This is a genomic window from Chitinophaga terrae (ex Kim and Jung 2007), assembly GCF_900107795.1.
GTDB lineage: Bacteria > Bacteroidota > Bacteroidia > Chitinophagales > Chitinophagaceae > Chitinophaga > Chitinophaga terrae.
The window spans coordinates 1-23,949 of the sequence record NZ_FNRL01000045.1 but is presented as its reverse complement, the minus strand read 5'-3'; the positions used below and the strand labels follow the sequence as shown (position 1 = coordinate 23,949).

Genomic DNA, 23,949 nt, shown 5'->3' with positions numbered 1-23,949 from the left:
ATGTATCTGGAAGCAATGGAAAACCATCCGTAACCGGTACCGTAATCTTATAAAACTTGGCTTATCAAAGTATTACGCAAGGATGTGGAGCAAAACGAGTATAGGTTACAGCCGTGCGGCTCGTAGTCCGATACTATGCAGACCCCTCACCAACGCATACTTTAGGAAAGAAGGCTATGTCGGATTTTACGAACGCTATTATCTGAAAACAAAAAGTCAGATTAAATTATTCTAACAAACCGCCGTATACCAGACCGGTACGTACGGTGGTGTGAGAGGACAGTGAGGGAAATAATCCCTCACTTCCTACTCGATTCATATACTGTAGATTAACAATTGACTGATCGATGAAACAATTATTACTAAAGTATCAACACCACTACAAAGACAATTTTCGTTTAGCCTACCCCGTTGTTATCTCCCAGTTGGGTCATACACTCGTTGCACTGTCCGACAGCATTATCATCGGGCATACAGGAAAAGTTCCACTGGCTGCCGTTTCCCTGGGTAACGGCCTGTTCTCTATTTTCATGGTAACCGGCATAGGAATGTCGTATGGCCTGACTCCCCTCATTGCCCAGGAAAACGGAAGAGGCAACAAAGGCTCTATCGGGCATTTGTTGAGTCATAGCCTTATTATAAATATGATCCTGGGACTGCTGCTGTCTGCCGTGATCGTGATCGGCAGTCATCATCTCTACCTGCTTAAACAGGAAGGCGATGTAGCGGAACAGGCCAGGCCTTTCCTGCAATACCTGGGCCTCTCCTTTATCCCCCTGATGCTGTTCCTTTCATTTAAGCAGTTTGCAGAGGGATTAGGATTTACCCGCCAGGCCATGAACATCAGCATCATCGGCAACGTGATCAACGTTATTATCGGTATCACGCTGGTATACGGATTATTCGGACTGCCCCGCTTGGGCGTAATAGGCGTAGGCATCGCTACATTTACCGACCGCCTGATCATGGGTATTACCATGGCCATCTATGTACTGAGAGCGCCCCGTTTTAAACCTTACCTTAAAACCTTTGGTTTTAACGCGCTGAAAGCGGCTACGGCTAAAAAGATACTGGGCATAGGCACCCCCGTTGCCCTGCAATACATCTTTGAAGTGAGCGCCTTCAGCGGCGCCGCTATCATGGTAGGCTGGATGGGAGCCGCCGACCTGGCCGCACACCAGATCGCGTTAAGCCTGGCTGCAATGACCTACATGATGGCCAGCGGTATTTCCGCTGCTGCTGGTATTAAAAGCGGGAATAATTTCGGGAAGAAAGACTTCAAAGAACTGCGACTGTCGGCCATTGCCAGCTACCACATGGTGCTGGTATTGATGAGCGTTACGGCGGTAATTTTTATCCTTGGCAAAACACTGCTGCCAGCTTTATACATCCAGGACCGGCAGGTGATAGACATTGCCGGCCGCTTGCTGATCATAGCTGCTTTCTTCCAGCTGTTCGATGGCACCCAGGTAGTAGGGCTGGGAGTGCTCAGGGGATTGGGCGATGTAAAGATGCCAACTATCATCACCCTCTTTGCATACTGGGTTTTCGGTATCCCTGTGGGCTACCTGCTGGGTATTAAACTGGGATATGGTGTAGAAGGCGTGTGGTGGGCATTATTATTAGGTCTGCTGATCGCTTCTGTATTATTATTCCTGCGATTCCATTTTAAAACAAAGAAACTGCAGTAATTCGTACTTTCGCCTTATGGAATTATCGGTTTTTTATGCGCCTGATTTACAGTTAGATGCGCAATCATATACCATGAATGAGGATACGTCTAAGTATTGTATCCAGGTGCTTCGCCATGAAAACGGCGATGAAGTATTGCTGGCAGATGGTAAAGGGCATAAGTTCAGCGCTGTGATCACAGACGATAACCGGAAACGTTGCACCGTAAAAATATCGGGTGTCGAAACCCTTACGCCGCCCGCCGCTGCGTTGACAATCGCCATTGCATTCACAAAAAATGCGTCGAGAATAGAATGGTTCCTGGAAAAGGCAACAGAAATTGGCATCCAGCGGATTATTCCATTGATCAGTCACCGGTCTGAGAAGGAAAAGATCAAAGCCGATCGGCTGAATAGCATACTGGTATCTGCCATGCTGCAATCGCAGCAGTTTTACCTGCCGGTACTGGAGTTGCCGCAGGCGTTTGCCCGGTTGGTGAAGGCTGATACCAGTGAACAACGTTTCATTGCACATTGTCTTCCCGCTCAGAAACAGGCTTTAGGAGAAATCATGGAAGCCGGGAAGGATACAATTATCCTGGTAGGGCCGGAAGGCGATTTTACGCCGGAAGAAGTGCAGCAGGCATTGCAGGCCGGCTATAAACCCATCACGCTTGGCGATACCCGCCTGCGTACCGAAACCGCCGGGTTGGTGGCGGTGGTTCTCGCTAACGCGGTTGCACGCAAAGATGTGTAAGGAGGCAAAGAGGCATAAGAAATTTTATAAGTTTATTAAGAATTTTAAGAAATAAAGAAGCGAAGACGGTGACCAAACACCATCTTCGCTTCTTCTTAATTTATATAACAAAAATCTTATGCTTCTTTGCTACTTTGCTACTTTGCTACTTTGCGGGAAACCTCCGCAGGCAATCTTCTTAAATCCCTTATGCCTCTTCGCTTTCTTACGCCTCTCTGCGTGCCAACCCCTCGCATATTTGCCGCACGATCGTTGGTCCTTCATAAATGAAACCGGTATACACCTGGACCAGCGACGCGCCTGCGTCCAGTTTCTCCTGCGCGTCTTCGGCCGTGAAAATGCCGCCTACGGCGATAATAGGGATGCTTCCCTGGCTATGGGTATGTATATACCTGATCACTTCAGTGGCTTTACGTTTTACCGGTAAGCCGCTCAATCCTCCTGCTCCTATTTCATTTACGGTAGCAGCAGGCGTTTTTAAACCTGCCCGGCTGATAGTGGTATTGGTAGCCACGATGCCGGCAAGCTGGGTATCTTTTACAATCTCAATGATATCGTCTAACTGTTCATTAGTAAGATCCGGCGCTATTTTGAGCAGGATAGGTTTAGGCTTTATCTTCTGTGAGTTCAGTACCTGGAGGTGATGCAGCAGTTGCTTTAACGGCTCCTTTTCCTGTAAGGCCCTGAGGTTGGGGGTGTTGGGAGAGCTTACATTCACTACGAAATAATCTACTGTATCATAAAGCGCGTGAAAGCACTTTTCATAGTCTTTTACGGCATCTTCATTAGGAGTAAGTTTGTTTTTCCCGATATTCCCGCCTACAATGATATTGGATTTCTTTTTCTGCAATCTTTTTGCTGCTGCGGCAGCGCCTTCGTTGTTAAAGCCCATACGGTTGATAAGGGCTTTATCTTCCGGTAGCCTGAACAGGCGGGGTTGTTCGTTACCTGGCTGCGGGAGCGGCGTTACAGTGCCTATTTCTACAAATCCAAATCCCAGGCAGGCCAGCTCATCAATGTATTTGGCGTCTTTATCGAAACCCGCGGCCAGGCCAACGGGGTTGGAAAAACGGAGCCCAAATAATTCTTTTTCAAGTCCCTTGGTTTTAACGCCGCAGAAGGCTGTCAGGATAGATTTGCCCAGGGGGAGGGAATAAACTGTCTTTATCCCACGCATTACGCTGTGGTGAATGCTTTCCGGCGGATAGCGGAAAAGGAATTTTTTAATTAGATTATACATTGCAGTCGCAAAGATAATATTTTCGGATTTTCGGGAGTTGAAAATACCTGCTATCTTTGCCCATCATCATGCTTGAGCTCCAGACATTTGAAGCATTATTCAGGGAAAATTATGCGCATTGCCTGGCCTTCGCCAATCATTATACTGGCGACCCCCATATTGCAGAGGAAATCGTCCAACAGGTTTTTCTTCGTATCTGGGAAAAGAGAGAAACGATCTCTATTACAGGCCCGGTAAAAGCATATCTTTTTTCCGCTATCCGCAATACCGCCATTAGCCAATGGCGCAAGGATGCCGTGCGTGCCGAAAAAGAACAGGGATACCAGCAGATCAAAGCAACTACCATCCAGGCAAATGAAGAGGCCAAAGAACTGGAACGCCTTTATCATAAAGCGTTGGAAAAACTGCCGGAACGCTGCAGGGAAGTATTTGTTCTCAGTCGCCAGCAGCATATGAAATATGCCGAAATTGCCGCCGCCATGAATATCTCTGTGAAAACAGTTGAAAACCAGATGGGGAAGGCACTGAAGATCCTGCATGAAGAATTGAAGGAATACCTGCCATTATTAACAGGTTTTTTCTTTTAATATAAACATAGGGGTACCTGCTTGGCAGTTGCGTCTATAATATAACTGTAAAACTTTCAACTAAACATGACATCATCTTTCCCTGACAACGCGATGCAGGACGAAGCCTTGTATACGCTGCTCTGTAAGTATCTGCTTGAAGAAGCGGATGCTGAAGAACGTGCCTGGGTAGATGAATGGAAAGGGCAGGCCCCTGAAAACCTTGTATTCCTGCAATCGCTGGAGCGGGTGCTGAAAGCAGTTACCTCCCCGGCTGCCGTAACGGATGCAAATACTTCAGCCGCCTGGTTGCAGTTGTATGATAAAATGGAAGTTGCACCGGTTAAGCGCATGTCATCGTTCCGGTGGCAGTACGCGGCTGCGGCCTGCCTGGTATTGCTGGTCGGCGGTTGGTGGCTGTTCCGCCTGCAGTCGGCAGAGGTCTATAAAGGCCCGGAACTCGCTACCTTGAGCGATGGAAGTAAAGTGCAACTGACAGGAGACGCCAAACTGGAAGTAGGCCGCAAATTCGCCAAACAAAGAACAGTTAAACTAACAGGCGCCGCAACATTCGAGGTTGAAGGAAATCCCGGCAACCCATTTATTATACAGGTCGGAAAATCAGAGGTTAAAGTACTGGGTACAACCTTCACCGTCGACTATCAGCCTGCCAATGCCAGCCTGAAAGTGCATGTAAGTAAAGGCAAGGTAATGGTGATCGATCATAAACAGCAGGATAGCGTAGTGCTTACAGACGGCATGCTTTTGCAGCAAGATAACATTAAGCCTGTGTTCAGGGTAGCTTCTCATGTAACTGATATGTATAAGAAATCCCTCGCCTTTAATAATACGCCATTGGAAGAAGTGCTGCACACGCTTACCGAGGTTTATGACATTAAGGTTGAAGTATCAAATACAGATTTGCTTAAATTACCTGTTCACACTACCTTCACCAGCGAAACACCGGATGAGGTCATGCACTCTCTGGCTACGATGCTTGATGCAACCTGCGAGAAAATTAACGACCGACAATACAAATTAAAATAGCTGATGCCCCCTTAGGGTGTTACTGCTCACACTTCAATAAAGCTATATATGTCGTTAGCTGCCAAACTGCTGACGGGAATGTTAATTTTTTGTTTCCCTTTAAAAGTATTTGCCTGGAACTGGCAGACAAAAATTACGCTGGCTGTAAAAGACCAGACTTTAGAACAGGTATGCGCTTTAATCGAAAAAGAATATGGCATCCCTTTTTCCTACAGCGCCGGCCTTGTCAACGTATCTGAAAAGGTAACTATAACTGTGCGCAACGAGCGACTGAAAACAGTGCTGGAAAAGATCTTTACCCCGTTCGATATCCGTTTCACCAGGATAGGCGATCAACTGGTGCTATTGCCGCAGAAAAAACAGAAGATCACTTTAAGCGGGTTTGTAAGAGATGCTGTCAGCAATGAAAACCTGATCGGCGCCACGGTTTTCGACCCCCTGACCAAACAGGGAACAACCACTAATGCCTACGGCTTTTTCAGCATCACCCTGCCGGCAGATACCGTGTCGCTCCTGTTTTCCTATATCGGGTACACTACCCGCCTGTTGACAGTAGATAAAAAATTCAATGACCTGTTACAGGTTCATCTCAAACCGGCTGGTAGTTTAAAAGAAGTAGTAGTATCGTCGGAAAGCCCGTTGCAGGAACAAACCCAGATGAGTAAAATGACCTTGTCGAACACCGACTTGAAAGGCATGCCAAGGTTGTTGGGAGAAATTGATGTGCTGCGTACGCTGCAATCGCTGCCTGGCGTAAGCAGCGGCTCAGGAGCCGGCGGGCTTTATGTAAGAGGGGGAAGCCCCGATCAGAACCTGGTGTTGATAGACGGCAGCCCGGTTTTTAATTCCAGTCACTTTTTCGGCGTTTTTTCTTTGATAAATGCCAATGTTGTTAAAACTACGGATCTCTATAAAGGCGCGTTTCCTGCAAGGTTCGGAGGCCGCCTGTCTTCCATTATCGACATCGCTACCAAAGAAGGCAATATGAAAGCTTTTCATGGCGACGCCTCTATTGGCCTTATTTCTACCAATGTGAACGTGGAGGGACCTATCATAAAGAATAAAACATCTTTTGTTTTATCGGCCCGCCGTTCCTATCCCGACCTGTTGATCAAACCCGCCCTGGTACAGGAAGACGCCCTGGGTACCGATGGCGATTTCCAGGCGTATTTCTATGATTTCAACCTGAAGGTCAATCATATTTTTTCGCCCCGCGACAGGATCTTCCTTAGTATCTATAAAGGAGAAGATTACCTGTTGATTGAAGACCGGAGCGAGAAAAATAAAGTCAACGACAGCAACCTGGGAACCAGGTTTGAACTCGGCTGGGGAAATACTATCTCCGCTGTCCGGTGGAATCATATCTATCATCCGGGCCTGTTCTCTAACGTTACTTTTAACTACTCACAGTACGAGTTCTTCACCCGGTACCAGCATAATTACCTGTTGCCCGACAGCGTGAACACCTCGGAGATAAACGGCAGATATAACAGCCAGATGGCTAATGCGGCGCTGAGAATAGATTTTGATTACCGGCCTATGCCTTCACATACTATCAAGTTTGGAGCGGTAGGTACCATGCATTATTTCAAACCTGGCAATTCGTCGTATGTGGATAAAGAAAGCCCCGTTAAACCATTGGATACCCTGAACAGGGGGATGCGTATTACAGGAACAGAAGTGGTCCTGTATGCAGAAGATGAATGGAGAGTGCGTTCAAATTTCTTTGCTAATATTGGTTTGCATACTTCTCTTTTTACCGTGGAAGGAAGGTATTACTGGTCGCTGCAACCCCGTCTGGGCCTGCGTTATCTCCTGCCTGCCAACTGGGCTTTGAAAGCGGCCTATACGCTGATGAACCAGAATATACATTTGCTTTCAGGTACTACGTTAAGTTTGCCTACCGACATCTGGGTGCCGTCTACCCAACGGGTAGCGCCTATGACGTCCCAGCAGATCACTGCCGGTATCGCCAAATCGTTTGATGAGCTGAAATACGAATTCTCGTTGGAAGGGTATTATAAATCCATGTACAACATGATCGAGAGCAACGATAACTTCGGCATCTTTAACAAAGACCTGGGCCGCTGGGATCAGAATGTTACCGTTGGTAAAGGCTGGAGCTACGGTGCGGAGGTTATGCTGCAGAAAAAGAAAGGCGCCACTACCGGTTGGATAGGGTATACGCTATCCTGGTCCGACAGGCGCTTCGAAGGAGTTAACAATGGAAGATTATTTCCATATAAATACGATCAGCGGCATAATATTGACGTTGTACTGGTGCATCAGTTGTCTAAACATTGGGAAGTATCCGCATCCTGGCATTTTAATTCAGGTTCGCCGTTTACGCTGCCGGTGTCTTCTTATGAAGGCATAGACCATCCGTCGCCCTGGGACCCTGCGCAGCCTTCGACTATAGACCGGTATACTGAACGGAACAATTTCCGTGGAATAGCTGCACATCGTTTGGATGTAGGCATTACCTACAGCAAGCAGAAAAAGTATTGGCTGAAATCATGGAACTTCAGCGTTTACAATGCGTATAACCGCAAGAACCCTTATATCTACGCATTAGGAGCAGATCCGGGAACGAAAGAAAGGTACCTGGGCCAGTTGAGTATTTTGCCTATACTGCCCAGTATTACTTATGCTATTAAATTTTAGCTCATGAAAGTATTAAAGAAGATCTTCGTTTATGCTATAGGGTTAGTACTCATCAGTTGTGAAAAAAAGGTGCCCTTTCATGTGCCTTATGAAGGAAACAAAATAGTTGTAAATAGCCTTATCCAGCCGGATAGCCTGTTATATGTGCGCGTAACAAGCAGTACGCCCAGTAATGTGTATAATGAAGATGGTTTCCCTGAAATCAAAAATCCTGCAATTGTGTTGACGGCAGATGGAGAACAATTGCCGGACCTGAAACCCATGTTGATAAATGGTAAAACATGGTGGGTTTCCAATACTCCTGCAGTATTGGGCAAGCAATACCAGGCAAAGGTATCGGCAGCAGGATTTACACCGGTAGAGGCAAAAGATACGATGCCCGGGGCCCCCGCGGCAGAGCAGCTGGGCGCGCTTCGCAACAGCAAGCGTATACAGTTTGTACTGAAAGACAGGCCAGGCGCAACGGATTATTACAGGATAAGAGTTGCCGCCACTACTCCGGATTCTGTTACCAGTTGGCTTTTATTCAGGCTGGATCCTGCATTTAATAATAACCTCATCGATTTCTTTACACGGGAAAATTTTACCAGCCTTGTAATGAACGACGAGAGGTTCGACGGGAAAACAATTACGTTCGTATTGGAAACTGCTTTTCCTATACCTGCAAAAACAAGACTGACAGTAGAGATCAGCGCTCTTACTTCTTCAACGTATCAGTATTTCAGTACCTTGCTTGCACAGTCAGAAAGCCTTTCTGCTATTACGGGCGCTCCCGTACGGGTTTTTTCCAATGTAACAAATGGCTACGGCATACTAGGTGGTATTAATGCTAAAAAGTTGACCATTACAGTAGAATAGCTGTTACAATTCGTCGTCGTGTTCCCGGCCGGTGATCACATTGCTGATGTCGACCGACATTTTAATCGAATGCTTAATAATTACATTGTCCAATGCTTTTTTTAGTTGTGGTCTTGCCTGGTTAAGCGAGGGATAGGTTTCGGCAGCGAGCTTCTTTGCCGCCTCAATCAGCCCATCCTGTAAATTGACAATTTTGATCTGCTCCTGCATAATGCTTTCGTTCATCGGCGAAAGCGGGTCCATTAACTCATCCCAATCCATGTATAAATAATTTTGCTGTTGAATAAACACAGGAAAAATTATTTAGTTGAACAACGAACGAAAATTTTCATAAAAAAGATTGTCGCCGCGGTATTACTGCACCAGCCGGGCTTACCGGGCTGATGGTTATGTGATAAAGCAATGCCATCAGGTATTTTCCCGATTATGGAAATCTTTTTCCTGATATGAGCAATTGACCCAAACAGCTTCATTTAATTTTGTTCTACCCTATCTTACTAAACTCAACATTCATTGTTTGTTTATAGTAGATCAAGAGTGATGTTTTAGTCCTGATAGCGGTCAAATACCTGGCCGCTGCAGGCACAAAAAAATGTAGCCAATGTGTAATTATCAGACTTTGTATCATGGCAACACAGGATATGTGATCCGTTGCCAACAGTGTAAGGGACTTCAGCTGGCATTTGGAACAACCGTGATCAGCTTTAACCTCGAAGAATTTGAATGCTTCACAAAAATGGTCACCCGCCTGGCGGATGACCATAAGTATGAATCAGAAAATGAAAAGGCTATTTGTTTGCCGCTTCCCGCAGATCATGTAATGATGTTGCTGACCCCGGGCGAAATCACCTCTTTATCCCGCATGACGGCGGAAGTACAGGCGCTGCTCACTACCTACGAGATACTGGAATCGGCTTCCTGAGGCTAGTGATGGAAACCGCCTGCTTCCTGCTGGGTAAGAGGTTCTCTTACCGGGTGTTCTTCAAAATACCTGACGCAACGTGTGTAGTCATTAACCAGCAGGTCGGCCATATCCCGGCTGAACCCATGCCTGATCAATACGCGTTGTACCGTAATATCGGCTGCTGCTCCCGTAAGCGGGTAAGAAGCTATCTGCCAGCCCCGTGAACGGATCTTGTCCGACAGGTCGTATAATGTAAATCCGTGATCGCCCGGTTTTAACGTCCAGCATGCACCCGGTACGCCGCCGCCTTTCCCGTTGTACAGGATATCAAAATGCCCCAGCTTTTCAACTTTCTCGGCTATATAAGCCCCATGATCCAGGCAGGCCTGTTGCAGCTTCCTGTAGCCCTCTTTACCGTGGCGAAGCAGGTTATAATATTGCGCAACTATTTGTCCGCCCGGCCGGCTGAAATTCAGTGCAAACGTAGGCATATCACCTCCCAGGTAATTCACCCTGAAGATGAGGTCTTCCGGCAGGTCTTCTTTTTCACGCCAGATCACCCAACCAACACCTAAAGGACTTAAGCCGAATTTATGTCCTGATACGTTGATGGATTTGACACGCGGTATCCTGAAATCCCAGACCAGGTCCGGCGATACAAAAGGTGATATGAAACCGCCACTGGCGGCATCCACATGGATCGGTATATCCAGCCCTTTCTCTTTTTCCAGTTTATCCAACGCTTCCGCAATTTCCAGTACGGGTTCGTACATCAGTGTAAACGTTACGCCAAACGTAGGAACAACGCCTATTGTATTTTCATCAACCAGTTCCAATACCTTCTCAGGAGTTAAATTGTAACGGCCATGTTCCATTCCCACTTCTCTCAGCTCCACATCAAAATACCTTGCAAACTTGTGCCAGCAAACCTGTACAGCGCCGCAGATGAGGTTAGGTTTACCGGCAGGCTTGCCTTCTTTTTCTCTTCTCTGCCTCCATTTCCATTTCAGTGCAAGACCGCCGAGCATTGCCGCTTCGCTGGAACCGGTAGTGCTGCAGCCTAAAGTGGAAGCGCTTTTCGGAGAATTGAAAAGATCGGCCAGTATATGTACGCACCTGTTCTCTATTTCCGCAGTCTGGGGATATTCATCTTTGTCTATCATGTTTTTGTCTAAGCATTCATCCATCAGTTTATGAACATATTCATCCAACCAGGTTTGGCAAAATGTGGCCAGGTTCATTCTCGAGTTCCCGTCCAACATCAGTTCATCATGCACCAGGTGATAAACCGTACGCATATCCTGCGCCTGTTCGGGGATCTTGTATTTGGGAATGCTTTCGCGGCTATCGGCCGATGCATACAGCCCGATACGGGAGTTTTCATTTTCTTCTTTGCGTGTGAATAAAGGCATGACAAAAGGGGCTTATGGGTGAAGAAATTTGTATGAGTGTTTAACAACCGTTGGCAGTACTTGTTCAATTCATTTTCAAAAATTAATCCTGCAACCTTCCTTTGAACAAATACAATATTGATAGTGTTACCTAATACACCATCATAGTTCTGTATTCTCTCGTTACTTAACCTCTTGAAACATGACCTGGTTACACCATACATTTCAGCAGTACCCCGAACTTGCAATATTCCTGACCCTTTCAGCAGGCTTCTTTATAGGGAGCCTGAAAGTGGGTAAGTTCTCGTTAGGATCCGTAACTGGTGTTTTGCTGGTAGGAGTTATTGTTGGCCAGTTGGATATTTCTATATCCGCGAATGTAAAATCAGTTTTCTTCCTTATGTTCCTTTTCGCCGTAGGCTATAGCGTAGGACCGCAATTTTTTGCAGGGTTGAAGAAAGACGGATTGCCGCAGGTATTGTTTGCCGTCCTGATGTGCGTAGTTTGCCTGGTGGCGCCCTGGCTGCTGGCTGTAGCTTCCGGTTATAATGTAGGACAGGCCGCGGGGTTGTTATCAGGGTCTCAGACCATTTCAGCGACTATGGGAGTGGCTTCAGATACTATTAAGCAACTAAGCGTTTCAGAAGCACAGAAACAAGCATGGATCAACGCGATGCCGGTCTGTTATGCTGTGACCTATATTTTCGGTACCGCCGGCTCTGCCTGGATACTTTCCAGTATAGCGCCTTTAATGCTCGGAGGAATTGAGAAGGTAAGGGCAGAAACAAAAGAGTTGGAAAAGAAATTAGGTTCCGGCGATCCCACGCTGGACCCTGGCATGCGCTCCGCATTTATTCCTGTCACCTTCCGTGCATATGAAGTAACTGATCAGTCGATTGCGCTCAACAAACAAGTGCAGCAACTGGAAGAAGAGCTAGGCCGGCGGAATCACAGGCTCTTTATAGAACGCATACGGAAGAACGATAAAACGATTATCGACCCCGTGCCTGATTACGTAATACAGAAAGGGGATGAAATAGTATTGAGCGGAAGAAGAGAATATGTACTGGGAGAAGAAAGCGGGTTAGGCCCGGAGATAGTAGACCTGGAGCTGCTGAATTTTCCGGTTGAGAATGTGATGGTGTACGTAATTAAGAAAAATATAATTGGCAAAACGATCAACGAATTAAGGAATATGGATTTCATGCACGGCGTTCCTGTGCAGAGTCTTAGGCGAGCCGGTATTTCGCTGCCGGTATATGGAGAAACGGTGTTGCAGAGAGGCGATAATATTGAACTGGTGGGATATAAAAAAGATATGGATAAAGCTGCTGCGCAGATAGGCTACGCAGAAATACCTACAGATAAAACAGATATGATCTATGTTGGATTAGGCATCGTGTTGGGCGGAATTGTAGGCGCCATGAGCTTTAAAGCGGGAGGCGTTCCGTTAAGTCTTAGCACCAGCGGAGGCGCATTGATCGCGGGATTGATATTCGGATGGCTGCGTTCCCGTCATCCTGCCTTTGGAAATATTCCTGAACCGGCGTTATGGGTAATGAATAATGTAGGGTTGAATACATTCATTGCAGTTGTCGGGATTACCGCAGGCCCCAGCTTCGTGGAAGGGTTCAAACAGGTAGGATGGGGATTGTTCCTGGTTGGGATAGGCGCTACTGCAATTCCTTTGCTGGCGGGCATCCTGATGGGCAGGTATATTTTTAAGTTCCATCCGGCACTCACCCTCGGGTGTACAGCCGGCGCAAGAACCACTACCGCGGCATTATCGGCTATCCAGGAATCCGTGCAAAGTAAATTGCCGGCATTGGGGTATACGATCACGTATGCAGTTGGCAATACCTTGCTGATCATTTGGGGAGTAGTACTGGTATTGTTAATGACCTGAAACCTCTAAACTACCCGCTATTGTGAAAACCAGATCTACCCGCTGTATCAGCGCTTTCGCGCGTGTAATTATTGTTTCAATGCTATTCTGCAGTACAACTGTATTGGCTCAAACAGATACCGCCAATCCCGGTAAGGGATTAACGCGTAATATGATCGAGAGTGGCAAATACCAGGGTTTTTTGTTCACTGACGTAAAAGGCATACGGTTGCAATTCAATGGATATGTACAGACAGATTTCCTGCATGATTTTATGCAGGTAGGGAACATACATGCAATGCAGCCGTCTTCCATCACTACGCCTACTGTATACGATGGGAACACCGCTTTTACGATACGCCAGTCACGTTTTTCATTTACGGCTTACGGAGCCCCGGATGCAAAGGGACGGGCATTGAAGGCCGTACTGGAATTTGATCTCTGGGGCAGTACTTCCGGTCAACCCCGGCTGCGTCATGCGTACATCCAACATGGTAAATGGTTGTTTGGGCAATACTGGAGCAATTTTATGGATAATGATAACTGGCCTAACGTTGTGGATTATTGGGGGCCGAATTCGTACATCTTTACCCGTCTGGTACAACTACGTTTTACACAAAACATAGGCAGATCGGCAACTCTTTCGTTCTCGGCCGAACAACCCGGAGGGGATATTACCATTCCCGATACCTGGGCCGGCAGAACTGTATATCCCGATGTAACAGGCGCGTTGCAATTCAATTTCGGGAAAGGCGATGAAAGCCATGTACGGATCTCTGCGTTGTTTCATCCTATCGATTATAAAAATGCAGATAAGAAAAATAAAACCAACATTGCTGGCGCCGGAAATATTTCAGGTAACATCAATATGTCGAAGAACAATGATATCAAATTCCAGTTGGCTTACGGCGCCGGCTACGCGAAATATTCAGAGGATCTCGGAGGGCTGGGATACGATGCTTATGCCTCCGCGCAGGACAAGCGTTTGAGGAATATTCAAATGATAGCGCCCTGGCTGTATTTCGATCATTTCTGGACTAATAGTTTAGGATCTACTATCGGTTACGGGTACCTGCATTTGAATACCCGTGATCTGAACATGCCTGATAATTCCATTAAGGAAACACATTATGCTTCTTTCAATACTACTTATTATTTCACATCTTTTTTCAAGATAGCAGGAGAAGTGATGTATGGGCGCAGGGTAAACATCAGTAACGAAGCAGGAGATGACGTGAGAGGACAGTTCAGCGCATTCTTTAAATTCTGATCAAAAGAAAATCTACAACTATGAGAATTGCTTTTGCTGTGTTAACGGTATTATTCCTGGGAAGCGCAACTACGGCTTTCGCCCAGAAAAAGTTGAGACCCGCAGATTACAATGCGGTGATCAACGAGGCCTATAACAGGTTTAAAGATGAAAAAGAGGGAAAGAATGCAGATTATATACCGTTCCTGGCGAAGGTAGATCCCGGAATGTACGGCATTGTGCTGGTAACAAAAGACGGACAGGTATACCAGGTTGGAGAAACGAAGTTTGAATTCGGGATTGAATCTATCGAAAAAGTATTCACCCTGTGCATGGCAATGGAGTTGTTTGGCGACCAGGCGATCCTCGACAAAATAGGCGCTGATCAGACAGGTTTGCCATTCAACTCGGTTCCGGCCATTGAAATAGATGGTAAAAAGCCGTCTAACCCCTTGGTGAATGCCGGCGCAATGGCTACAACCAGTTTGCTGACAAGTCATTTTGGCCATGAAGCGGCCTGGGAGAAAGTGGATGATTATTTCGCGGGATTTGCGGGCAGGCGGCTTAAAATAATAGATGAGCTGTATAAATCGGAAGCTGCTACCAACGAACATAACCAGGCCATCGCTATGCTGCTGAAATCTTATGGTTATATGTACGATGATCCTTTGTTTGCCTGTGATTTCTATACCCGCCAGTGTTCCTACGGCGTAAATGCTCATGACCTGGCCTTAATGGCCGGTACGTTGGCGAACGGCGGGGTAAATCCTGTTACTAAAGAAAGGCTGATCCAGGAAAAATATGTTCCAAAGGTCCTGGCCATTATGGGAACAACCGGTTTGTACGAAACTACGGGGCAGTGGATGTATAAGGTAGGCCTGCCCAGTAAAAGCGGTGTGGGAGGCGGTATTATTTCCGTTATGCCCGGCAGGTTCGCCATAGCAGTGTTCTCTCCGCCGTTGGACAAAGCCGGGAACAGCGTGCGGGCCCAGGAAGCCATCAAATTCATTTCCGATAAACTAAACGCTAACGTATATATCGGCCAGTAGTTTCACGCGGTGGTTTCACGCAAAGGGGCAAAGAGGGCGTAAGAGGCATAAGGATTTTTTTAAGAAAATAAGGAAGCAAAGAAAAAGAAGTTTATTAAGAAAATTAAGAAAGCAAAGAGGCGATAATTATGTTATGTTATATAACACAAATATCGCCTCTTTGCTTTTTTATTCTTCGCTTCGGGCAAAAAATCCTTTGCTTCCTTATTTTCTTAAAAAAATCCTTATGCCTCTTACGCCCTCTTTGCCCCTTTGCGTGAAATCTTTGCGTGAAATCTCGTAAATTCATAAAACAAGTTATCACTTTAACATGTTTATGAGTTATGGATGTAAAGGATTACTATAAAATACTAGGCGTAGAGAAATCGGCGACAAGTGAACAGATCAAGAAAGCCTACAGGAAACTGGCCGTAAAATACCATCCCGATAAAAATCCGAACGATAAGGCTGCAGAGGAAAAATTCAAAGAGATCAATGAAGCATATGAAGTATTGAGTGATGAAGATAAGCGCAAAAAATACGATCAGTTCGGAGAAAACTATAAGTATTACGAGCAACATGGCGGACGGCCGGAAGATTTCGACTGGTCGCAATACGGCGGAGGCGGCGGAGGCCATACTTACTCGTACCAGGGTAACATGGAAGATATGTTTGGAGGAGCCGGCGAAGGTAACTTCTCTGACTTCTTTGAACAGCTTTTTGGCGGCAGGTTCTCCGGCGGCGGCAGTCGCAGGCAACAGGGACCTGGAAGAGGCCGGGATGTGCAGGCTACTATGCAGGTATCGCTGGAAGATGCCTATACAGGGGCTACCCGGCAGGTAGAAGTGGGAGGCAGCAGGCTGAATATTAAACTGAAACCGGGGTTGTATGATGGCCAGGTGATCAGGCTTAAAGGGAAGGGCAACCCGGGCAGGAAAGGCGGGGAGAACGGCGACCTGCTGATCACTATCCAGATTGCACCGCATCCGCAATACGAATTAAAGGGCCAGGACATTTATACAGATCTGGCGCTGCCGTTATATACAGCGGTACTTGGCGGAAAAGTACAGGTCAGTTTGCCTGGCTCCGCGTTGAATATGAATATTCCTGCAGGTACTGACAGCGGGAAAGTGTTCAGGCTGAAAGGCAAAGGTATGCCAGCTTACAACAACCAGGGACCGGCAGGAGATTTGTACCTGAAAGCGATAGTACACATTCCTACAGATCTTTCCGAAAAAGAGAAAGAATTGTTTCAGCAACTTTCACAATTAAAAGCGAACGGGCATGCTTAAACTATTTGATTATCTCGAAGAAGTGATTGCGACTGAGAAAATTTCGCAACTCAACACGCCGAAATTATTGTATACGGTTAGCGAAATCATGCAGGAGCTGGGATATACCCAGGCAGGTATGGAACAGGAACCCTTAGACAGGGCCATGCATGCCTGTGCTGCGCTCAACATACCGGTCGACTACAACTTTAAGAAAGTATACTATTTTAAGGATGGGGAGCTGGTCACGGATTGGCAACTATCTGAATTGGCTTCCTATCTGTTTATGATCAATTGCAACCCTCTCAACCCCTTTGTAGCAAAAGCCCAACTGATCTTTATGATGAAAGACAAAGTATGAGAGATACAAACAGGACAGGCATACTCATAGTGGTAATAATGGGAACTATTATGGCTGGAATTGATTCCAGCATTGTTAATATATCCCTGCCTGTTATGAGCAAGCAGTTTAACTGTACCCTTTCCGAGATCGAATGGGTGATCACAGTTTATATGCTCAGCTTTTCAGTACTTATGCCGCTTACCAACTGGCTGAAGAACAGGATAGGTTTCTTTAACCTGTACATTGGGGCTATTTCACTTTTCACCCTGGGGTCGTTGCTCTGCGCCTTGTCGACCAGCCTGAATTTCCTGCTGGTGGCCAGGGTGATACAGGCATTGGGCGGCGGCGCAATGGCGCCAACTTCCATGGCTATCATCTCCTATATTTTTCCTGCCAGGGTCAGGGGAACGGTGTTGGGATGGTGGGGCCTCGGCAACCTGGTGGGACCTGCTATAGGACCGACATTGGGAGGTATTTTAACAGAGAAATTTGGCTGGCCTTCCATCTTCTATATCAACCTTCCTATTGGAATTATTACAGTGGTACTGGCTTACAGGTACCTGGATGTGCTTCGGAAGCAGGCGAAGTTCAAGTTGCCTTTTGACCTCGCAGGCTTCGTAGTCCTCACCATTTTCCTGGTGGGTTTGCAATATGGCGTTGCCAGGGCAGAAGTGGTAGGGATCACCTCTCCGCAGATCCTGGCGGTACTTGGAATCGCCGTACTTTCGCTGATCGCATTCATTTTTATTGACAAACGCAGGAACAACCCGATCATAGACCTGAACCTTTTTACCAACTATGCTTTCGTTAGTTGCATCCTGGTAACCGTGTCGCGGGCCGCGGCGTTATTTGGGGGCTTGTTCCTGATGCCTTTTTTGCTGCAGGAGCAGATGGGATTTTCGGAAAGCATCTCAGGTCTGCTGATCCTGCCCAACTCCGTGTTTATGGCGGCATTAATGCCTTTTGCAGGCAAATGGTCGGATAAACATGGGTCGAGGGAGATCTCGATACTGGGAATACTGCTGCTGGCGGTATCGATGTATCTTTTTGCAGGGCTGAATAAAGGCAGCAGCATATCAGCTGTTATAGTGACGATGGTGGTACGTGGCATAGGCATGGGATGTTTGCTGGCGCCTTTGAATTCGGCCACTTTAAGTGCAGTAAGGCCAAGCGAGGTAACAATGGCATCCTCAATCAGTACGCTTATGCAGCAGGTAGGGGGAGCTATCGGGATAGCGGTGCTGGCAATAATCACCCAGGGGGCGTATAACCGGCGTGTCCTGGAAGGGGCCAGTAGCATGGACTCTCACCACCAGGCCCTGAGGGAAGGGTTTCATATTTCCATGATCATATTGTTGGTAACCCTGATCCCGGCCTGGTTTATGCCCCGCAGAAATCTTGTACTGAAAGACGCGAATGAACATATTGACACGTAATTTCGTGCATGATTATTGGTTAGTATGACCAAACTGTTCCAGAAGTATGACAAATGGCAAGAAGCATATTTTAATGATCGATGACGATGAGGACGATTTTTTCCTGGTAAATGCGTTATTGCAAGACATTTCTCCCGACCAGTATGCGCTTGAATGGGCGCCTTCTTACCAGGAGGGCGTAAAGGCCATTGCAGCCAGGGCGCATGACCTTTACCTGGTCGATTATCGTTTGGGAGCTCACACAGGGATAGATGTGTTGCATCATTTCCGCAATCTGGGATATAAAGCGCCCGTGATCTTGTTTACCGGGAAGGGGGATTATCATATAGACAAGGAAGCGATGCTGGCAGGGGCTTCCGATTACCTGGTGAAAAGCGAGATCAATGCTGCCTTGCTGGAAAGAGCCATTCGTTATACCCTTGACAAATTTGATCACCTGCTGGCAATAGAGAAAAGTGAAAAGCGCTATTTCAGCATCTTCGAAAAATCCAATGACCTAATTTTACTGACCGACAATGAGAACCGGGTGATAGCCGCCAACCCTGCCGCGCTGCAGGTATTGCATTACCAGGAAGATGAATTGTATGATACGCGGTTATCGGATCTTTTCGCGAATAACGAAGAGGCGGAGGATTTTAAAGAGCGGTTGCGTACCTCGGGGGGCGTACTGCAACGGGAGTACGCTTTTAAAAGTGCGGCCGGGCAGCAGTTAGATGTGATGATGAACGCTTCGGTGCTGGATGCCAACAAGCAACTTTATCTCTGTATCATACAAGACATTACCGCAAGGAAACAAAAAGAACGGGAAAAGCAACAGCAGGAAAAATTTGTTATTACCGGCCGCATCGCCCGGCTAATTGCACATGAAGTGCGCAACCCGCTCACCAACATACTCCTGGCAGTCTCGCAAGTGAAGTCAGAGCCTTTGTCTGAAGATCCTAACGCCCAGCTATATCTTGATATTATGGAGCGCAACTGCCACCGGATCAATCAACTGGTTACAGAGTTGCTGGAATCCACGAAACTGTCGGATATGCACCTGACCCCGCTCAGTATCAATGCCCTGGTGAATAAGGCGCTTACGCTGGCCAACGACAGGTTCCAACTGAATAACATCGCAGTGGAAAAGCACCTGGAACAGGTATCCAGCATGATAATGGGCGACGAGGATAAGCTGATCATTGCCTTGCTGAACATTATCATTAACGGGATAGAGGCTATGAAGGCGGGAGAAGGGAAGATGGTGATCAGTTCCTATACCGATCAGAATAACGTTTGTTTGCGTATAACCGACAACGGTAGTGGTATTGAACCGCAGAACCTGGTAAAGTTGTTTGAGCCTTTCTTCACCAATAAAACAAAAGGAACAGGCTTGGGGCTTACTGCCACACAGAATATTGTTATCCAGCATAAGGGAACAATCGCTGTAGACAGCACCCCTGGAAAAGGAACCACTTTCACGCTCTGCTTCCCTAAGGTCTGATAAAAAAGGACACACCTTGCGATGCGTCCTTTTTCACGTTAATTGTTAATTGTTAGTCTAAATTCTCTATAATACCGGCAATCCCTTGTCCACCTCCCACACAGGCTGTTACGATGCCATATTTCTTATTCAGTCGTTTCATATCGTTCAGCAATTGCACGGTTAGCTTAGCGCCTGTACATCCCAGGGGGTGACCCAGGGCAATAGCGCCGCCGTTGATATTGACGATATCGGGGTTCAATCCCAGTTCCCTGATCACGGCAATGCTTTGGGAAGCGAATGCTTCATTCAGTTCTACCAGGTCTATGTCGTTCAGGGATTTGCCTGCCTGTTTTAAGGCTTTAGGAACGGCAGCCACAGGGCCGATTCCCATAATTCTTGGCTCTACGCCGGCAGAGGCGCAGGCAACCAGCCGGCCTATGGGTTTTACCCCCAGTTCTTTCACCATTTTTTCGCTCATCACGATCACGAAGGCGGCTCCATCCGATGTTTGCGAAGAGTTGCCCGCCGTTACGCTGCCGTTGGCGGCGAATACCGGTTTCAGTTTGGCCAGCGCTTCAAGAGAAGTGTCGGCGCGCGGACCTTCGTCTGTATCTACGGTAAAGGAACGTTTAGCTTTTTTGCCTTTTTCGTTCACATATACTTCTTCGATATTGATAGGGAGGATACCCGATTTGAAATACCCGTTCTGTATCGCATTGATAGCTTTCTGGTGCGATTTAAGGGAGAATTCGTCCTGGTCTTCCCGGCTAACTTTATATTCCTTAGCTACTGCTTCTGCGGTTAGGCCCATGCCGATATAATAATCGGGGTGGGTAGAAGCCACCGTGTAGTTAGGTACTGTTTTCCATCCGGCTGTGGGCACGAGGCTCATACTTTCGGTACCGCCGGCAACGATACAGTCGGCGAGTCCGGCCTGGATTTTAGCGGTAGCAATTGCAATTGTTTCCAGTCCCGACGCACAGTAACGGTTCACTGTCATGCCCGGTACTTCTATTCCCAGGGCCCGTACGGAGATCATACGTCCGATCTGCAAACCTTGTTCAGCTTCCGGTACGGCATTTCCCACTATCAGGTCGTCCACTCTTTTCGGGTCTAATTGGGGTACAGATTGCAGTAACCCGGTTATTACATCCACTGCCAGATCGTCAGGTCTGTAAAAGCGAAATCCACCTTTTTTAGACTTACCTACCGCTGTGCGGTATCCGGCTACTATATACGCATCTTGCATCTGAAATAAATTTAATAATGAGCTATCGGAGTATCAATTACATGGATAGTTTTCCACATTTTGGCACTATTACCAAATTTAATTAAATAAAGTAGATAAATTTCCGGAAGAACCGTTAAATTTGCGTCCACGTTTTTTAACATTAATTGACTCCCTAGCTCAGTTGGTTAGAGCTACTGACTCTTAATCAGTAGGTCCTGGGTTCGAGCCCCAGGGGGGTCACTTAACAAAGAAATTGCTCTATCAGATACAAGTCTGGTAGGGCTTTTTTTGTTTTTACTCTCTCTCATTTTATATGTTTTTCCAACTCTCTGGTGGAAAATCTGGTGGACTTACCCAAAATCTCTGGTGACTTTTTACCCCTTCTAACATTCTCACTATTAATCTCTTACACATTTACCCTTTACTCCCAAAATTGAAAAACATGGAAAACAGAGTGGACATTTTGTTTTTTGCTAAACTCAAAAAGAAAAACAAGAAAAATCTTGCTCCTATTTATGCAAGACTTGTAGTAAACCATGACAGGTATGAATTTTCCACAGGATTCTCTATTGATGAAAAACTCTGGAATGGCAAAGCTGTAAAGGTTTCAGGAGACAGCCAACAAGCTGTTTTAATTAATAACTATATAAATACAAAGAAGCTGGAGGTATTTAAAGCATACAATGAACTATTGCTTGATCAGCAGCTTATAACACTTACCAGCATAAAGAATAAAGTTTTTGGAATAAAGGAAGAAACCAGTAAAACTCTCCTTCAACTGGTAGACTATCATAATACCCTCTTCAAAAGCAAGATTGGCACTGATACAGCCATTACCACCTATAACAAGTACAAGGTAACCAGAAGAAGGTTGGTGGATTTCCTGAATTATCAATACAAGAAGAAAGATATTTATTTGAATGACCTTAAGCTAGAATTTGTTGCCAGTTTTGACCTTTACCTGAAAGTAGTTTTTAAAAACAGCCATAACACTGTGGTAAAGCACTGCAAAAACTTAAAAGCTATCATTAACCTGGGTATCCAATATCAGTGGTTAGAGCATAATCCTTTCCTAAGGCATAAAACTCCTTATAAAGAGGGGAATAAGAGCATTCTAACCAAAGAAGAATTAGCTATACTAGAATCAAAGGTATTCACCATTCCCAGACTACAACAGGTGAGAGATTTATTTTATATTTCAGTGCTACACAGGATTAGCATTTTCTGATATGAAGCTGTTAACCAAAGCTGAAATACAAATTGGTATTGATGGTAACAGGTGGATTATCAAAAGAAGAATAAAGACTGATCAGAGGTCCTCTATTCCCTTACTGCCTAAAGCCCTCAAAATACTTGATAAGTACAACTGGCAGATTAAACAATATAATGAACCTGTCTTACCTGTATTATCCAACCAAAAACTAAATGGGTATCTTTCTGAAATTGCTGAATTATGTGGTATTACTAAGAAAATTACTACCCATGTTGGCAGAAGAACCTTTGCTACAACTGTAACATTGAGTAATGGGGTACCTATTGAAACAGTGAGTAAAATGTTAGGGCATACTAATTTGGCTACTACCCAAATTTATGCTAAGGTGGTGGATACTAAGATTAGTGAGGATATGAAAAAGCTAAAGAATTTGATTTAATGTAATCAGCCAATTATAGCATATAAAGTAATTGGCTGATTATTAATATATTTGGACACAAACCTATACTATGAATATCTTACAATCTTCTCCCTATAATCCAGTTTGGCAGGAAGTTGCTAAAAATCTCCCAAGTTTAATATTAACTTTATTTTTAATTATTGATATTATTTGTTTTAGAAAGCAATTTGTTTCATTACTTGATTCTTTGGCCCTTAGGATTAAATCAGGAGTACAGTTGAGGATTGGATCAGTTGAGATTGGTGCCCTTGATATTCAAAAAGCAGATAGTTCACATAATAATTCTATTTATGAAATTATTGTTGATGGAGAGAGAAATATTGTAAGAAATAAATATTATGAGGATTGTAGAGGGGTTATGTTGGTTCACAAGGTGTTTAGGTCTTTGGAAGCTAGTCAATACTATGACCTTCTTATATATGTTATTCCCCATAATAATTCAACACTTATTCAAGTGAAATCTGTGGAATACTTCTTAGGGCCTCATTGGAATAATCAAGTTTTTAAAACAAGAGATAGAAGCAAGGGATTTGCTATAAAGACTTCTGCATTTGGTGAATTTTTGTGCACAACAAAAATAATATTCACTGATGGCCAGGAAATTACTATCAACAGATATATTGATTTTGAAATGGGAGGATATGCCCCACTCATAAAAGGAGAAAGAAAGTAATTAATTGTTGTTTATTTTCATAGAATATGATCCATCTGTATATTGACACCAATGCTTATCTGACTTTTTATCACATGTCAAGTGATGATTTAGAGGAATTGAAGAAACTAGATGTTTTAATAAAAGACAAGAGAATTAAACTTTATCTACCTCAACAAACAATAGATGAATTTAGAAGAAATAGAGAGGTAAAAATTGCAGATGCATTAAAGAGATTCAAAGAAGAAAAGTTGACTAATCAATTTCTGGAGTTGCTAACTTAGTCGGCAGATCAAGTTAAGAACAATAAAATATCTTAATTTTGAAATAATGATTAAAGTCCGTAGAAAGTACGATCGCATTTTTAAAGAGCGAGCAGTTGAATTAAGTAAAAACAGGAAGAATCTTTCTGAGCTAGCTCGTGAGTTAGGAATCTCTGCTGCCCAATTATATAAGTGGCGTAAAGAGTCAGAAGAGTTTGGATCAGGAAGTTTCCCGGGGAATGGAAATATGAAGCAAACGCCAGAACAAGAGCGGATTAGTTTCTTGGAGAAAAAACTTAAAGACTCAGAACTGGAACTAGAAATACTAAAAAAGGCCATAGGCATCTTTTCCAAGA

At 45.3% G+C, this 23,949-nt stretch carries 23 protein-coding genes and 1 tRNA gene; 20 read left to right on the top strand and 4 right to left on the bottom strand.

From position 1 onward, the window contains the following. The first annotated feature begins 347 nt into the window (after window positions 1-347). Together BLV62_RS27035 and BLV62_RS27030 are read left to right on the top strand one after the other, a co-directional pair. Window positions 348-1,691: an MATE family efflux transporter gene (locus tag BLV62_RS27035; RefSeq protein WP_089766104.1), complete on the top strand. Its 1,344-nt coding sequence runs from the start codon at window positions 348-350 to the stop codon at window positions 1,689-1,691. Window positions 1,692-1,707: 16 nt separating this feature from the next. Then, window positions 1,708-2,427, top strand: coding sequence for a 16S rRNA (uracil(1498)-N(3))-methyltransferase (locus BLV62_RS27030; RefSeq protein ID WP_089766102.1), 720 nt, complete (start codon window positions 1,708-1,710; stop codon window positions 2,425-2,427). A gap of 205 nt (window positions 2,428-2,632) precedes the next feature. Here BLV62_RS27030 and BLV62_RS27025 read toward each other — a convergent pair whose 3' ends face one another. Beyond that, a complete protein-coding gene (locus tag BLV62_RS27025; protein ID WP_089766100.1) occupies window positions 2,633-3,667 on the bottom strand; it encodes a quinone-dependent dihydroorotate dehydrogenase in 1,035 nt (344 codons plus the stop codon). A gap of 68 nt (window positions 3,668-3,735) precedes the next feature. On the opposite strand from BLV62_RS27025, the gene BLV62_RS27020 reads away from it, so the two are divergent. From BLV62_RS27020 to BLV62_RS27005, 4 genes are all read left to right on the top strand, one after another. Continuing rightward, window positions 3,736-4,254, top strand: a complete 519-nt coding sequence (locus BLV62_RS27020) for an RNA polymerase sigma-70 factor (RefSeq protein WP_089766099.1) — start codon at window positions 3,736-3,738, stop codon at window positions 4,252-4,254. 66 nt (window positions 4,255-4,320) lie between these two features. Next, window positions 4,321-5,280, top strand: a complete 960-nt coding sequence (locus BLV62_RS27015; protein WP_089766097.1) for a FecR family protein — start codon at window positions 4,321-4,323, stop codon at window positions 5,278-5,280. A 48-nt stretch (window positions 5,281-5,328) separates the two neighbouring features. Beyond that, window positions 5,329-7,944: a TonB-dependent receptor gene (locus tag BLV62_RS27010; RefSeq protein WP_089766095.1), complete on the top strand. Its 2,616-nt coding sequence runs from the start codon at window positions 5,329-5,331 to the stop codon at window positions 7,942-7,944. A gap of 3 nt (window positions 7,945-7,947) precedes the next feature. Continuing rightward, on the top strand, window positions 7,948-8,802 hold the full coding sequence (locus BLV62_RS27005) for a DUF4249 domain-containing protein (protein WP_089766093.1): 855 nt from the start codon (window positions 7,948-7,950) through the stop codon (window positions 8,800-8,802). A gap of 3 nt (window positions 8,803-8,805) precedes the next feature. Here BLV62_RS27005 and BLV62_RS27000 read toward each other — a convergent pair whose 3' ends face one another. Continuing rightward, a complete protein-coding gene (locus tag BLV62_RS27000; RefSeq protein ID WP_089766091.1) occupies window positions 8,806-9,063 on the bottom strand; it encodes a hypothetical protein in 258 nt (85 codons plus the stop codon). A 340-nt stretch (window positions 9,064-9,403) separates the two neighbouring features. Between BLV62_RS27000 and BLV62_RS26995 the strand changes: the two genes are divergently transcribed. After that, entirely contained in the window at window positions 9,404-9,724 is a 321-nt protein-coding gene (locus tag BLV62_RS26995; RefSeq protein ID WP_139170417.1) for a DUF6686 family protein, read from the top strand. Between the two features lie 2 nt (window positions 9,725-9,726). Here BLV62_RS26995 and BLV62_RS26990 read toward each other — a convergent pair whose 3' ends face one another. After that, a complete protein-coding gene (locus tag BLV62_RS26990) occupies window positions 9,727-11,118 on the bottom strand; it encodes a glutamate decarboxylase (protein ID WP_089766087.1) in 1,392 nt (463 codons plus the stop codon). A 181-nt stretch (window positions 11,119-11,299) separates the two neighbouring features. On the opposite strand from BLV62_RS26990, the gene aspT reads away from it, so the two are divergent. From aspT to BLV62_RS26955, 7 genes are all read left to right on the top strand, one after another. Next, window positions 11,300-13,003 carry an aspartate-alanine antiporter gene (gene aspT, locus BLV62_RS26985; RefSeq protein WP_089766085.1) on the top strand — a complete coding sequence of 568 codons (1,704 nt, stop codon included), beginning with the start codon at window positions 11,300-11,302 and terminating at the stop codon, window positions 13,001-13,003. 22 nt (window positions 13,004-13,025) lie between these two features. Next, a complete protein-coding gene (locus tag BLV62_RS26980) occupies window positions 13,026-14,252 on the top strand; it encodes a DcaP family trimeric outer membrane transporter (RefSeq protein ID WP_139170416.1) in 1,227 nt (408 codons plus the stop codon). 20 nt (window positions 14,253-14,272) lie between these two features. Continuing rightward, complete coding sequence (glsA, locus tag BLV62_RS26975) at window positions 14,273-15,280, top strand: glutaminase A (RefSeq protein WP_089766082.1); 1,008 nt, start codon at window positions 14,273-14,275, stop codon at window positions 15,278-15,280. A gap of 323 nt (window positions 15,281-15,603) precedes the next feature. Continuing rightward, entirely contained in the window at window positions 15,604-16,551 is a 948-nt protein-coding gene (locus BLV62_RS26970) for a DnaJ C-terminal domain-containing protein (protein ID WP_089766080.1), read from the top strand. Then, entirely contained in the window at window positions 16,544-16,891 is a 348-nt protein-coding gene (locus tag BLV62_RS26965; RefSeq protein WP_089766078.1) for a hypothetical protein, read from the top strand. The genes BLV62_RS26970 and BLV62_RS26965 overlap by 8 nt, the downstream gene beginning before the upstream one ends. Beyond that, on the top strand, window positions 16,888-18,309 hold the full coding sequence (locus BLV62_RS26960) for a DHA2 family efflux MFS transporter permease subunit (RefSeq protein WP_089766076.1): 1,422 nt from the start codon (window positions 16,888-16,890) through the stop codon (window positions 18,307-18,309). Before BLV62_RS26965 ends, BLV62_RS26960 begins: the two co-directional genes overlap by 4 nt. 46 nt (window positions 18,310-18,355) lie before the next feature. Next, complete coding sequence (locus BLV62_RS26955; protein ID WP_089766074.1) at window positions 18,356-19,792, top strand: hybrid sensor histidine kinase/response regulator; 1,437 nt, start codon at window positions 18,356-18,358, stop codon at window positions 19,790-19,792. A gap of 52 nt (window positions 19,793-19,844) precedes the next feature. Here the strand turns inward: BLV62_RS26955 and BLV62_RS26950 are convergent, their stop codons facing one another. Beyond that, window positions 19,845-21,023 (bottom strand): acetyl-CoA C-acyltransferase, encoded by a 1,179-nt coding sequence (locus BLV62_RS26950; RefSeq protein WP_089766072.1) that lies wholly within the window; start codon window positions 21,021-21,023, stop codon window positions 19,845-19,847. A gap of 148 nt (window positions 21,024-21,171) precedes the next feature. On the opposite strand from BLV62_RS26950, the gene BLV62_RS26945 reads away from it, so the two are divergent. The 6 genes from BLV62_RS26945 to BLV62_RS26920 form a co-directional block, all read left to right on the top strand. Next, window positions 21,172-21,245 (top strand) — tRNA-Lys (locus tag BLV62_RS26945). A gap of 202 nt (window positions 21,246-21,447) precedes the next feature. Beyond that, window positions 21,448-22,233, top strand: coding sequence for a phage integrase SAM-like domain and Arm DNA-binding domain-containing protein (locus tag BLV62_RS26940; RefSeq protein WP_089766070.1), 786 nt, complete (start codon window positions 21,448-21,450; stop codon window positions 22,231-22,233). A gap of 1 nt (window position 22,234) precedes the next feature. Beyond that, on the top strand, window positions 22,235-22,657 hold the full coding sequence (locus tag BLV62_RS26935) for a site-specific integrase (RefSeq protein ID WP_089766068.1): 423 nt from the start codon (window positions 22,235-22,237) through the stop codon (window positions 22,655-22,657). 70 nt (window positions 22,658-22,727) lie between these two features. Further along, window positions 22,728-23,351 carry a pYEATS domain-containing protein gene (locus BLV62_RS26930; RefSeq protein WP_089766066.1) on the top strand — a complete coding sequence of 208 codons (624 nt, stop codon included), beginning with the start codon at window positions 22,728-22,730 and terminating at the stop codon, window positions 23,349-23,351. Window positions 23,352-23,377: 26 nt separating this feature from the next. Then, window positions 23,378-23,614: a PIN domain-containing protein gene (locus BLV62_RS26925; protein ID WP_089766064.1), complete on the top strand. Its 237-nt coding sequence runs from the start codon at window positions 23,378-23,380 to the stop codon at window positions 23,612-23,614. 46 nt (window positions 23,615-23,660) lie between these two features. Next, on the top strand, window positions 23,661-23,949 hold a 289-nt coding region (locus tag BLV62_RS26920), incomplete at its 3' end, for a transposase (protein ID WP_139170415.1).